At 60.0% G+C, this 12,181-nt stretch carries 9 protein-coding genes; 5 read left to right on the forward strand and 4 right to left on the reverse strand.

Annotated elements, in window-relative coordinates:
• The first annotated feature begins 89 nt into the window (after nt 1–89).
• Together C1Y43_RS06235 and C1Y43_RS06240 are read left to right on the forward strand one after the other, a co-directional pair.
• Complete coding sequence (locus C1Y43_RS06235) at nt 90–1,259, forward strand: efflux RND transporter periplasmic adaptor subunit (protein WP_104187477.1); 1,170 nt, start codon at nt 90–92, stop codon at nt 1,257–1,259.
• The gene (locus tag C1Y43_RS06240; RefSeq protein WP_104187479.1) at nt 1,243–4,323 is read left to right on the forward strand and encodes an efflux RND transporter permease subunit; all 3,081 of its coding nucleotides are present in this window, start codon (nt 1,243–1,245) and stop codon (nt 4,321–4,323) included. The genes C1Y43_RS06235 and C1Y43_RS06240 overlap by 17 nt, the downstream gene beginning before the upstream one ends.
• 131 nt (nt 4,324–4,454) lie before the next feature.
• On the opposite strand, the gene C1Y43_RS06245 is transcribed toward C1Y43_RS06240, so the two are convergent.
• The 3 genes from C1Y43_RS06245 to C1Y43_RS06255 all read right to left on the reverse strand — a co-directional run bounded on the left by C1Y43_RS06245 (nt 4,455) and on the right by C1Y43_RS06255 (nt 8,321).
• Nucleotides 4,455–5,651, reverse strand: a complete 1,197-nt coding sequence (locus tag C1Y43_RS06245) for a cupin domain-containing protein (RefSeq protein ID WP_193717973.1) — start codon at nt 5,649–5,651, stop codon at nt 4,455–4,457.
• A 336-nt stretch (nt 5,652–5,987) separates the two neighbouring features.
• Nucleotides 5,988–7,196: an FAD-dependent oxidoreductase gene (locus C1Y43_RS06250; protein WP_104187482.1), complete on the reverse strand. Its 1,209-nt coding sequence runs from the start codon at nt 7,194–7,196 to the stop codon at nt 5,988–5,990.
• A gap of 90 nt (nt 7,197–7,286) precedes the next feature.
• Complete coding sequence (locus C1Y43_RS06255) at nt 7,287–8,321, reverse strand: aldehyde reductase (protein WP_104187483.1); 1,035 nt, start codon at nt 8,319–8,321, stop codon at nt 7,287–7,289.
• Between the two features lie 108 nt (nt 8,322–8,429).
• Here C1Y43_RS06255 and C1Y43_RS06260 point away from each other — a divergent pair, with 108 nt between their 5' ends.
• Nucleotides 8,430–9,362 (forward strand): AraC family transcriptional regulator, encoded by a 933-nt coding sequence (locus C1Y43_RS06260; protein WP_233209802.1) that lies wholly within the window; start codon nt 8,430–8,432, stop codon nt 9,360–9,362.
• Between the two features lie 28 nt (nt 9,363–9,390).
• Here the strand turns inward: C1Y43_RS06260 and mgrA are convergent, their stop codons facing one another.
• On the reverse strand, nt 9,391–10,425 hold the full coding sequence (gene mgrA / locus C1Y43_RS06265) for an L-glyceraldehyde 3-phosphate reductase (protein WP_058770277.1): 1,035 nt from the start codon (nt 10,423–10,425) through the stop codon (nt 9,391–9,393).
• 169 nt (nt 10,426–10,594) lie between these two features.
• Here mgrA and C1Y43_RS06270 point away from each other — a divergent pair, with 169 nt between their 5' ends.
• Together C1Y43_RS06270 and C1Y43_RS06275 are read left to right on the forward strand one after the other, a co-directional pair.
• Entirely contained in the window at nt 10,595–11,494 is a 900-nt protein-coding gene (locus C1Y43_RS06270) for a LysR family transcriptional regulator (RefSeq protein ID WP_058770278.1), read from the forward strand.
• A gap of 376 nt (nt 11,495–11,870) precedes the next feature.
• On the forward strand, nt 11,871–12,161 hold the full coding sequence (locus C1Y43_RS06275) for a hypothetical protein (RefSeq protein WP_058759061.1): 291 nt from the start codon (nt 11,871–11,873) through the stop codon (nt 12,159–12,161).
• The last annotated feature ends 20 nt before the right edge of the window (nt 12,162–12,181 follow it).

The following is a 12,181-nucleotide window of genomic DNA, read 5'->3' on the forward strand; positions in this document are numbered from 1 at the left end:
CCCTTCTTGACACGCTCTTGATGGAACATCGCCGGATTCTTGATAATCGCACGGTGTAATGGCGCAAATACCGATAAAGGAATTGCGCCATGACCGACGAGCTTCCCTGCCTGATCAAACAGGGTGTGCGCCACCTGCTTAATCCGCGCCACCTGGTTTCCCTGCTGCCGCTGCTGCCCTGTCTGCTGCTGACGGCCCTGCTGCTGACCGGCTGTGACCGCAAGCGTTCACCCACGCCGCCGCCACCGCGTCCGGTAAAGTTCATCACGGTTGGCCCGCCCACGCCCGCCGGGCAGCAAACCCTGACCGGCGAGATCCGCGCGCACGATGAAACCTCGCTCAGTTTCAGGCTGGAGGGGCGGATTCTGACGCGCAGCGCCGATGTCGGCAGCCGCTTCAGGCAGGGAGAGACGCTCGCGGTGCTTGACAGCCCCGGCGCGCTGAATCAGCTGGCGAGCGCACAGGCGGAGCTGAACAGCAGCCGCGCGGCCGAAAAGGTGGCGGCCCTCAATCTGCACCGCATGCGGCTGCTGATGCCGTCCGGGGCAATTGCCCGTGCTCAGCTCGATAGCGCCAGCGCCGACTGGCAGGCTGCGCTGGCGCGGCGGCAGAGTAGTGAAGCGGCATTGAAAAATGCGCAGGATAGCCTGCGCTGGACCCACCTCACCGCGCCTGACGATGGCGTGGTGACGGGCGTCAGCGCCGCAGCCGGTCAGGTGGTCAGCGCTGGTCAGACGGTGTTTACCGTTGCGACCGGCACAGGCCGTGACGTGGTATTTGACGTTGCCACACCTGAAACCCTCGATCGCCGGGCCAGTGCCCGTTTCCGCGTTGCGCTATTGCAGAATCCGTCCGTGATGGCCGAAGCGCACCTGCGTGACGTCAGTCCACAAGCCGACGCCCAGACACGCAGCTGGCGGGTGCGCATCACACTGGACAATCTTCCCGCGGAGATGGTGCTGGGTGCCAGCGTCGCCGTCACCCTGCCGCTGGCCGACACGACGGCGGATGCGGTGATGGCGATTCCGGCCACCGCGCTCACCCGCCAGGCAGGCCAGCCGGCGGTGTTTATTCTTGACCCGGTGAAAAACTGCGTTATCCGGCGCACGGTGGCGATTGCCGGCTACACGGCAGATGCGGTATGGATTCGCGCCGGCATCAGGCCAGGCGATCGGGTGATCACGGCGGGCGTCAGAAGCCTGCGTGACGGTGAACGCGTTGCCGGCAGCCAGGAGGACCAGCATGAAACCGGCGTTTAATCTTTCTGCCTGGGCGCTGAAGCAGCAGCAGCTGATGGCCTTTCTTATGTTGCTGATCGTGGCAGCAGGCATCGTCAGCTATGAAAAACTCTCGCGCAACGAAGATCCGGCGTTCACCATCAAAACTGCGGTGGTGTCTGCGCAGTGGCCAGGTGCCGACATCAACGATACGGTCAGACTGGTCACCGATCCGCTGGAGAAAAAGCTGCAGGAAATTCCCTGGCTGGATTATGTGCAGAGTGAAACGCACGCTGGCCGCACGGTCATTTTCGTCAATCTGCGTGACGACACCCCGCCTGCGCAGGTGGCCGGAATCTGGTACCAGGTGCGTAAAAAAATGCAGGATGTGACCCCGGCTTTGCCGCAGGGCGTGCAGGGCCCGGCGGTCAACGATGAGTTTGACGATACCTTTGGCACGATTTACGGCTTCACTGCTGACGGTTTTTCCCCGCGCGAGCTGCGGGACCGGGTGGACGACATTCGCCGCGATCTGATGAGTCTGCCGGATGTGGGTAAGATCCAGCTACTGGGCGAGCAGGAAGAGCAACTGGTGGTGGCTTTTTCCCCGCGCCAGCTGTCCGCCATGGGGCTGGATTTGCAGCAGGTAGCAGAGGCGCTACGGGCGCAGAATGTCGTCGAGCCGGCGGGCAGCGTGCGCACCGCCACCGATAATATCGCCCTGCGCGTGAGCGGCGCGTTCAACAGCGAGGCGAGCCTGCAGGGGGTTACGCTGCGCGTTAACGATCGCTATGTTCCGCTGACGGCGATCGCCACCATCACGCGCCGCCCCGCTGAGCCGCCTGCCCCGCTTTTTCGCGTTAACGGCCAGCCGGCCATCGGACTGGCCGTGTCGATGGCCGCCACCGGCAACATGCTGGAGTTTGGCCAGGCACTGCGGGCGCGCATGGAGAGCGAAGCCAGCCAGCTGCCGCACGGCATTGAGATGACGCGCATCGCCGATCAGTCAGCGGTAGTGCAACAGGCGGTGAGCGGATTTGTCGATGTGCTGGGCGAGGCAGTGATCATTGTGCTGGCGGTTTCGTTTGTCTCGCTGGGACTGCGCGCCGGCCTGGTGGTCGCGGCGGCGATCCCGCTGGTGCTCGCCATGACGTTTATCGGCATGCATCTGGCCGGTATCGGCCTGCAGCGCATCTCGCTCGGCGCGCTGATCATTGCGCTGGGCCTGCTGGTAGACGATGCAATGATCACGGTGGAAACCATGGTGGCGCGGCTGGAGGCCGGCGATTCCCGCACCGGCGCAGCGACCTGGGCGTTCAGTACCACCGCCTTCCCGATGCTGACCGGTACGCTGGTGATGATTGCCGGTTTTATTCCGGTCGGCTTTGCCGCATCCAGCGCGGGCGAATATTGCTATACCCTGTTTGCGGTGGTGCTGATGGCGCTCATCAGCTCATGGCTGGTGGCGGTGCTGTTTTCACCGCTGACCGGCAGCTGGCTGTTGCCGGCCACGCTAAAGCAGCACCGCGCCGGAAACGGGCGCCTCAGCCAGTGCTATCGCCGCCTGCTGAGCAGCGTGCTGCGCCACCGCATGCTGACACTGGCGATGGCGATGCTGGCGCTGTTGCTGGCCGGCGTCGGCACCACGTATATGCAGGGCGAGTTTTTCCCGGCCTCCGATCGGCCGGAGCTGCTGGTGAGCCTGGCGCTGCCGGCCAGTGCGTCGCAGCAGGCCACCCTGCGTCAGGTGCAACGCCTTGAGCGGATTGTCTCCGCCAGCCGGGATGTTGACCACTATTCGTCTTACGTCGGCACCGGTGCGATACGCTTCTACCTGCCCATGGATGTGCTGCTGGACGATGAAAACAGCGCTCAGCTGGTGGTGGTGGCCAAAAGCCTGGCTGCCCGTGAACGACTGCAGCGCTCGCTGGATGCGGTGCTTGCCCGGGACTTCAGCGACATCACCACGCGCGTCGCGCCGCTCGAGCTCGGTCCGCCGGTAGGCTGGCCGATTCGTTATCGCATCAGCGGGCCGGATTATCGCCAGGTGCAGCAGCTGGCAGAGCGGCTGGCCGCCGCGCTCGGCAGCTCAGCGCTGACGCGTGACGTCAATCAAACCGCCGGTGAGCCCGAACGCGTTATCACCTTGCAGGTGAATCAGACGGCAGCGCGCGCAGCCGGCCTCTCTTCGGACCTGATTGCTCAGTATCTGCATACGCTCTGGTCAGGAACGCTGATCACCACGGTACGCGATCGCAACCGGCTGATTGATGTGGTGCTGCAGGGCAACGCTGCAGCGCGCCATGATCTGAGCAGCCTGTCCGGACTGCTGCTAACCGCGCCGTCGGGCGCAAAAATTCCGCTGACGCAGGTCGCAACACCGCAGTGGGGGCTGGAGGATCCCGTTATCTGGCGACGCCAGCGCCTGCCGTTTATCACCGTCCAGACCGATACGGCGCCGGGTTTGCGCGCGGAAGCCGTCTCCGCCGGCCTCACGCCGCTGATTGCCACCTTCAGAGCCAGCTTGCCGGCCGGTTACCGCCTGAACGAGGACGGGGCGGTAGCAGAGTCTGACAAGGGCAACCAGTCGGTGATCGCTATCCTGCCGGTCACGCTGCTCTGCATGCTGGTATTGCTGATGTTACAACTGCGGCGGATTTCCCGCCTGCTGCTGGCCCTGCTGATGGCGCCCTTTGGTCTGCCGGGCATTGTGCTGGCCATGCTGCCGACCGGCACGCCGATGGGCTTTGTGGCGCTGCTGGGTGTTATTGCTCTGGCTGGCATGATCATCCGCAACGCGGTGATCCTGATCAGCGAGGCAGATAACAACGTTGATGCAGGTATGCCGCCGGATGCGGCCATTGCGGCTGCGGTAGAACACCGCGCCCGGCCGATCGTGCTCACCGCCAGCGCCGCGATTCTCGGTATGATCCCCATCTCGCGTCAGGTTTTCTGGGGACCGATGGCGCTGGCGATTATCGGTGGGCTGTTAGTGGCGACGCTGGTGACGCTCACGGTTTTACCCGCGGCGATGAGTCTGGTGATGCAGGCAGCAGCCCGTCGTGACAAACTGAAATCGCTGCGCTGGCGGCCGTTCAGAAAATAACCGCCTGCTGGTCAGCTCAGCTGGCACGGGGCAACGAAAGGTTTATCCACAGGGTTCCGGGCAGGATATGCACGCCAGATGTGGACAGTATCAGGAGAGAACGCGCAGCACCGGCTGCGCGTGGTCACGGGCTATTTCACTACCGGATGCTTCTCCTGCTGTAGCGCCTTCATGAAGGTGTCGCTGAGATGCAGATGCTGACGCACCAGCGCCGGTGGCGTGCTGGCCAGCCACTGGTTGAGCGAAATATCCGCGTAATAATCGCTTTTAAACAGTTCCAGAAAGCGCAGCGGCTTGTCACCCGTGTTTTCGATATAGTGCCCCATGGCAAAGGGCACATAGCCGACATCACCGGCGCGGAAGTCAAACGTACGCGCCTGACCCGACGAGGCAAACACGCCCATCCGCCCCTGACCTTCCAGATAGTATTGCCATTCATCGTTATTGGGATGCCAGTGCAGTTCGCGCATCGCACCGGGAGCCAGTTCCACCAGCGCGGCGGCGATGGTTTTCGATACCGTAAAATTACTGGAATCAGTAATGCGTACCGTGCCGCCCGGCAGCGTCAACGGCTTCTGCGCCAGCATTTTATGCGAGAAGACCTGTTTCGATTTCACCCCGCCGCTCACCGCCGAAGCCGCCGCGCCGTCCGGTGCCTGCCCGGCAAAGATGTACTCCTCTTCCGGCGAGGGCAGCGTGTTAAACACCTCAGCCGGCACGCCAAAGTTTTTTGCCAGCACTTCGGGCGGGATATGTTTGAACCAGTCGCTGAGCAGAAAGGTACTGTCTTCATCGAAATTGCCGTTGTCGAAGGCCAGCAGGAATTCGCAGCCGTCCGGCCCGAGGCCCTGAATCGAGTGCGGCACGCCCGGCGGGAAATACCATAAATCGCCCACGCCGACGTCATCGACAAACCAGCCACCTGCGGTATCCAGCGCGGTGATGCGCGCATTGCCGTACAGCATGTAGGCCCACTCGCCCTCTTTGTGCCAGTGCAGTTCGCGGATGCCCCCCTTATCCAGCCGCATATCGACGCCAGCAATGGTGGTGGAAATGCCCAGTTCGCGCTGCGTCACCTGACGCGTCCAGCCGCCGCTGCCCTTACGCACGTGCGCATCGCTGAACGAGAAGCGCAGGTTGGGCAACGTGCCGCTGTCGGTTGCTGGTGGATCGACCAGATCCGGATTCAGCGCTTCGCGCACTGGATCGTGCGGGCCAGGATCGCGCGGATGGTTGGGATCATTCGCCGGATAAGTCGCCACCTTGCCGTCGTGGGCATGGACCTTGCCGGCCGCCAGCGCCACGGTGCCACCAGCCGCGAAGGCCATAAAGCTTCTGCGAGATAAGTTTTCCAGTTTCATACCTGCTGTCTTCCTCAGTTTCTTATGGTTTGTGTCATGCCCCTTAACCATAATCAACCTGTGGCTTTTGCCAACCTTGTGTCACCGCTGAAATCAATAGAAAACCTTTATCATCGCGTAATCCCGCTATTCACTCGCCTCACGCCATTTACGCTTCGTTGAGATCGCGTTGACGTTCAGGTTATATCTGCCGACAAATAAGGCACAAAGTGATTAAACCCCCTCTCCGATTAAGCAATTTTTTTAATGATAGCCCGCCGCAAAAGTTAATTTAATGTTACAAAAGCATCGCAATTGCAATAATTACCCGGCTACGTTTTTTTCTCCGGCGAGACGTGGCCGTTCCGGGCGGAAGCCCATGCCGATCAATCGGCCAAACAGATGGCGTAAAAACGGATAGCGGCTGATGAGCTGCGGAACCTTACTGGGCTTGGTGCGCGGGCGCTTGCCGCTGCTCATTTTGATCTGCAGGAATTGCGTCGCCACCGTCGGAAACTGCCGCCGCCGCTGCACATTCTCTAAATCGCGCAGCGTGAGCGTGCCGTTTTGCAACGGCCGCGTCAGATAATTGGCGCTGGCCACCGCGTCCTGAATCGCCAGGTTCACGCCAACGCCACCAATCGGTGACATCGCATGCGCAGCATCGCCAATGCACAGCACGCCGGGCTTCATCCATTTGTCCAGCCGATCGATACGGATGGATAACAGACTCAGCTGCTGCCACTCCTGCAGCTGCGCCATGCGCGCCACGCTGAACGGCGCAACCTCTGCCATGCGGTTTTTCAGCGCGTCGAGCCCGGCCTGCTTCAGCGCCTCGAATTCGCCTTTCTGAATGGTGAATCCACACTGCCAGTATTCGCCGCGGTCAATAACGATGAAGTTTTGCTTCGGCCCCTTGTGGCCCATCCCCAGCTCGGGGTCGTCCGGCTGTTTATCCAGCCGGAACCACACCACATCGCGTGGAGCACCAAAGCTTTTACCCACCAGCCCGGCTTTCTGCCGCACCGCCGAGCGACGGCCATCAGCGCCTATCACCAGCGGCGCGTGAATTTCGTGACCTTGTAACGTTTTCACGCCTGCGATTACGCCATCCTGATAAAGAAAATCGTCAAAACCGGTGGATTGCAGCAGCGTGAAACCGGGATAGTGCGCCGCCTGGGCGGCGAGGAAAGTGAGGAAGTCCCACTGCGGCATGAAGGCGATAAAACGGCAGCGCAACGGCAGACGGGAGAAATCGGCCATGGTGATCTCCTGCCCGCCCACTTCCGCCTGTAACTTTTCCGCGCGCTGATGCGGCAGCGCCAGCAGCGCGTCGAGCAGACCCAGCTGGTGCATGATCTCCAGGGTTGAGGGATGAATGGTGTCGCCGCGAAAATCGCGCAGAAAATCGGCGTGTTTCTCAATCACGACCGCGCGCAGGCCGGCGCGCGTCAGTAAATAGGCCAGCATTAAGCCGGCCGGACCGCCGCCGACGATACAGCAGTCGGCGTTTATCACCTGTGGAGACGGCATGATATCCTCATCAATTGCTATATATGATAATTGTTATCATTTATATAGCATCTGCGCGTCACCAGGGTGATGATAAATGCCGCAGTCAGACTAGTGGTTTGCCACCAGCCCCAGCGCAATCAGGCTGCGCGCGGTGGCAAGAATGGCCTCCTGCGGACTGCGCGGGTGCCAGTTCAGCAGCCAGCCAGCTTTAGCGGCGCTGACGTTCATATCAACGCCCAGCAGTTTTACCATTCCCGTCATCAGCGGATTTTGCGCTGCCGCCGCTCGCACCATGGCGTCACTCATTGGCTGCAGCGAAACCTTCTCTGCTTCTGCTGCCAGATGGGTCTTGAGCGTGCGCGCCACCTCAATAAGCGGCAGGCTGTGCCCCGAACTGGCGAGGAAGCGCTGCCCCTGCGCGGCGGCGTGGGTCATCGCCAGCACGTGCAGACTGGCCACGTCACGCACGTCAACAAAACATGAGTTGATGTCAGGACAGCCTGGCTGCCCCTCCAGTAGCTCCTTCACAATGCGAATCGAATGTGAATAGTCGGCACCCAGCACCGGTCCCAGCACCGACACCGGGTTCACCGTGGCCAGTTCCAGACCGTTACCCTGCTCAGCGATAAACTGCCAGGCGGCGCGTTCCGCCAGGGTTTTCGATTTCTGATACGGCCACACATCGCCGCTGACATCGCTCCAGTCGCGCTCGGTAAAGGGGCGCGGATAGTCCGCTGGATGTCCGATACCGACCGCGCCAAACGCCGAGGTCAGTACCACACGTTTAACACCTGCATCGCGCGCGGCGCGCAATACGCGCAGATTTCCTTGAATCGCCGGATTCACCCAGTCAGCTTCGCTTACCTGGCTACCGGTCGGGGTGGGTGAAGCGCCATGCAGCACGAAGCGACAGCCTGCCACCGCGTCTTCCCAGCCCGCGTCTGCCGTTAAATCGGCAACAACGAATTGCAGCGCCTCGCCTGCGGCCACCCCGGCCTGCAACAGATGCGCCCTGACTTCAGCTTCACGTTCGGCATCACGTAAGGTGGTTCGCACCTGATAGCCCTGCTGCAGCAGCGCAATAATGCAGTACTGAGCGATAAACCCGCTGCCGCCGGTAACCAGAACCTTTTCATTACTCATTTTACTTCCTCATCACAAGCATCGTTCATTCGACGCGCTCTACGTTAAGCGGCGGAGGGCGGATTTTGAATGCTTGCCAATGCAGTTTACTTGCGTGATAGTACAGAAATGAGCCTTGACCCCTTTTCCGACATTCTGCGATTCGTTCGCGCTGAATCACTGCTGACCGGCGGTTTTACCGCGGGCGGACGCTGGGCGCTGCGCTTCCCTGCGCCCGATAAAATTAAATTCTTCGCCATCATCAAAGGCAGTTGCTGGGTCATACTGGAGGGCGAATCTGAACCGTTCCACTTTGCCACCGGCGACGTCGGCTTGCTGAGCGCTAAACGCGCCTTCGTGCTGGCCAGCCATCCGGACGAGCCGCCGGTTGACGCCATGAGTGTGTTTTATGGCGCAGGAAAAGGTCATGCGCCGATTGGCAGCGGTGATGATTTTGTCCATATCGGCGGCCATGTACTGCTTGATCCTGCCAGTGGTCGTTTACTGACCCACGTATTACCTCCCTGGATTCAGGTACCGGCGGCGTCACCGCAGGCGGCGTCATTCCGCTGGGTGCTGGATCAACTGGTGCAGGAAGGCCAGCATGTCCAGCCGGGATCGCAGCTGGCAACGGCCCAGCTGGCACAACTGCTGTTCATCCAGATTCTGCGGGCGCATTTGCAAACCAGCAGCGCACTGCCCGCCAGCTGGCTGCGGGCGCTGAGCGATGCGCGGTTGGCACCGGCGTTACAGCGGCTGCATGGCGAACCGGCACGCAACTGGCATCTGGACGAACTGGCGCGTGCCTGTGCCATGTCGCGCACCCGTTTTGCCCAGTATTTTCGCCAGGTGGTTGGCATTACGCCGATAGCCTATCTGACGGCGTGGCGCATGCGGCTGGCAGAGCGTGCGTTGCAGGAGGAAAATGAGGCGGTGGCCGTGGTAGCGCAGACGCTGGGTTACGCCTCAGAGAGCGCCTTCAGTCATGCTTTTAAGCGTGAAACGGGTCAGTCACCCAATGCATTTCGCCGCGCCGTGCGGTTACAGCAGGCGCAGCGATAAAGCGCGCCGCGTTGCGCGGCGCCGGGCATTATTTAAGTTGCGAAGAGACGCGCCACATATCCACCCCGCCTTCGGTGGCGTAGCGATCAATGTCCGCCAGTTCCTGTGCCGTAAAGGTCAGGTTGTCCAGCGCGCGCAGGGAATCGCTTAACTGATCAACCGTGCGGGCACCAATCAGCGCAGAAGTGACCCGCTCATCACGCAGCGCCCAGGCGATCGCCATCTGCGCCAGCGTCTGACCGCGCGCTTCAGCAATCGCGTTGAGCGCGCGAATTTTTGCCAGGTTCTCTTCGCTGAGCATGGCAGAAAGACGCGGATCGCTGCCGCCGGCGCGCGCGCCCTGCGGTACGCCGTTGAGGTATTTGTTGGTCAGCATGCCCTGTGCCAGCGGGGAAAAGGCAATGCAACCGCTGCCGAGCTCCGCCAGCGTATCGAGCAGCCCGTGCTCAATCGTGCGGTTTAGCATCGAGTAATTGGGCTGATGAATAAACAACGGCACTTTCTCATCGGCCAGAATCGCAGCGGCCTGACGCGTCAGCTCTGGCGAATGGGAAGAGATGCCGACATACAGCGCCTTACCCTGACGATGCAGCTGTACCAGCGCGCCCATGGTCTCTTCCAGCGGCGTATTCGGATCGACGCGATGACTGTAGAAGATATCGACATAATCCAGCCCCATGCGGCGCAGGCTGTTATCACAGCTGGCAATCAGATGCTTACGGGTGCCGGTCGGGCCACCGTAGGGACCCGGCCACATATCCCAGCCGGCTTTGCTGGAGATGATCAGTTCATCACGATATGGGGCAAAATCCTGCGCCAGCCAGCGGCCAAAGTTTTCTTCAGCCGATCCCGCTGGCGGACCGTAGTTATTAGCCAGGTCGAAATGGGTAATGCCGTTATCAAACGCGTGGCGCAGGATCGCTCTGCCGGTCTCAAACACGTCAACGCCGCCAAAATTCTGCCATAGCCCCAGCGAGATCAGCGGCAGCACCAGGCCACTTTTGCCGGTTTTACGGTACTGCATGTTGGTCTGATAACGCGCTGGCGATGCAACATAACTCATAACAGATTCCTCTCATTAAATGCCGCCGTACAGGTGCACAGAAGACATTGTTCTGCTTTCCTGCAAAACCGCGCGGCGAACAGGCGATTGCCGGACAAATTTTTACCGCGTATCGTTAATCTGTAAAATTCATTATTGTGATTAAATTCATCTTTTATGGAGATAACTGATGGAATTGCGCCAGATGCGGCACTTCATCGCCGTGGCGGAACATGAAAATTTCACCCGCGCCGCACAGAGTATGCATATTGTGCAATCGGCCTTGTCCACCTCGATCAAACAGCTGGAGGAGGAACTGGGCACGCCGCTTTTTATCCGCTCCACTCGCCAGGTGCGCCTGACCATGGCCGGGAAAGTGTTTCTTGATTACGCCAGAACCATCGGCGCCTTTGTCGAAAAAGCGTCGCAGGAAGTGGCAGCGATCGTGGCGCTTAAGACCGGAACCCTGTCGATTGGCACGGTGCAAAGCGTGCCGCCGTTTATCGATCTGCCGCAATTACTGGAAACCTTTATTCGTCGCTTTCCGGATTTTGACGTCAAGCTGTGTCAGGGATCATCGGCGAAGCTCAACGCAAAAGTGCACAATCAGCAGATCGATCTGGCGATTATGCCGGTGGAGGAAGTCTCCGACCGGCTGTCGTCGCGCATCATCGCCTGCGATGAAATCGTAGTAGCGTTCGCCGCCGATTATGCCGGATTCACCGCGATGCAGCCGGACGTCACCATGGCACAACTGGCGCAGCAGTCGTTTATCGATTTCGAAGCCGGCCAGGGCACCCGCAAGGTGAATGACAACAGTTTTGCCCTGCAGGGGCTGAGCCGCAAAGTGACGTTTGAAGTCAGCGATCTGGAAACCCTGCTGAGTCTGGTTGAGCGCAATATGGGGATTGCCCTGCTGCCCGAACAGGTAGTGAAAGCGCGCAGCACGACGCTGCATTATTGCCGCATTAGCGACGTTGATGTGTGCTGGGAACTGGCTGTGGCCTGGCTCAGCGACCGTCCCGGCAGTATGAACGTCTACGACCGGCCAGTGCAGGAGTTTATGGATATTCTGGGCAGCAGCGATTAGCGCCGGGGCGGGTAACGGTGCAGGATGACGGCGGCAGCGCTTGTTATGTTTTAACGAATCGACAGTCAGCCATGATTCGGTCGCCATCAATGGCGACCCTACCGGGAAATTGCACCCTCACTGTAGAGTGCGCATTAATATCTGATTCAAGCCACTGTTTGTCAGGGATTATGTGGCTAAAAACCCTTGCCACTCGCACTCCCGCCTGTACAGAAGCGCTTTTGTTGTATAAGTTTAAGGGTGCTGTCGGGGAAAAATTTCGCTCAGCAGGTCACACATTTCCGACAGAGGAAGAGCGACACTATCAGTCGTTGATTAGGCTTTGGTTTACCTGCACCAGGCAATGCTAAACGCAACGCGGATACTGAGAGCTTTTATGTATAGAAGTGAAGATGAAAAACTGGCCGACATTGTCATGGGCGATGCCGTGCTGCAATTGTTAAAACAAGCCGGACCGGTAACCACTCTCGCGCTGCTGGAAAAACTGCGCGCGATGGCGGCCTCAGAAACCGATCCGGCCCGCCAGCGCGCGTTTCGCTATGCGATTGCTGAAGTGCAGAACAGCAAAAGTGCGCCACTGGGCGAAGCGGTGGCGTTAAAAGGTAGCGATAACGTGACCCATATTTTTCGCAACCGTGATAATACGGGCAAAAACACCCGACATTAGCCCCGCTCTGCCCCTGTCTG

Origin of the sequence: Pantoea sp. ICBG 828 (assembly GCF_002928355.1) — a bacterium.
Taxonomy (GTDB): Bacteria; Pseudomonadota; Gammaproteobacteria; order Enterobacterales; family Enterobacteriaceae; genus Pantoea; species Pantoea dispersa.

Bases quoted from the DNA above. Each gene is read 5' to 3' on its own strand.
- C1Y43_RS06235 (WP_104187477.1), top strand. From the start codon at position 90: ATGACCGACGAGCTTCCCTGCCTGATCAAACAGGGTGTGCGCCACCTG.
- C1Y43_RS06240 (WP_104187479.1), top strand. From the start codon at position 1,243: ATGAAACCGGCGTTTAATCTTTCTGCCTGGGCGCTGAAGCAGCAGCAG.
- C1Y43_RS06245 (WP_193717973.1), bottom strand. From the start codon at position 5,651: ATGGCCTTCGCGGCTGGTGGCACCGTGGCGCTGGCGGCCGGCAAGGTC.
- C1Y43_RS06250 (WP_104187482.1), bottom strand. From the start codon at position 7,196: ATGCCGTCTCCACAGGTGATAAACGCCGACTGCTGTATCGTCGGCGGC.
- C1Y43_RS06255 (WP_104187483.1), bottom strand. From the start codon at position 8,321: ATGAGTAATGAAAAGGTTCTGGTTACCGGCGGCAGCGGGTTTATCGCT.
- C1Y43_RS06260 (WP_233209802.1), top strand. From the start codon at position 8,430: ATGAGCCTTGACCCCTTTTCCGACATTCTGCGATTCGTTCGCGCTGAA.
- mgrA (WP_058770277.1), bottom strand. From the start codon at position 10,425: ATGAGTTATGTTGCATCGCCAGCGCGTTATCAGACCAACATGCAGTAC.
- C1Y43_RS06270 (WP_058770278.1), top strand. From the start codon at position 10,595: ATGGAATTGCGCCAGATGCGGCACTTCATCGCCGTGGCGGAACATGAA.
- C1Y43_RS06275 (WP_058759061.1), top strand. From the start codon at position 11,871: ATGTATAGAAGTGAAGATGAAAAACTGGCCGACATTGTCATGGGCGAT.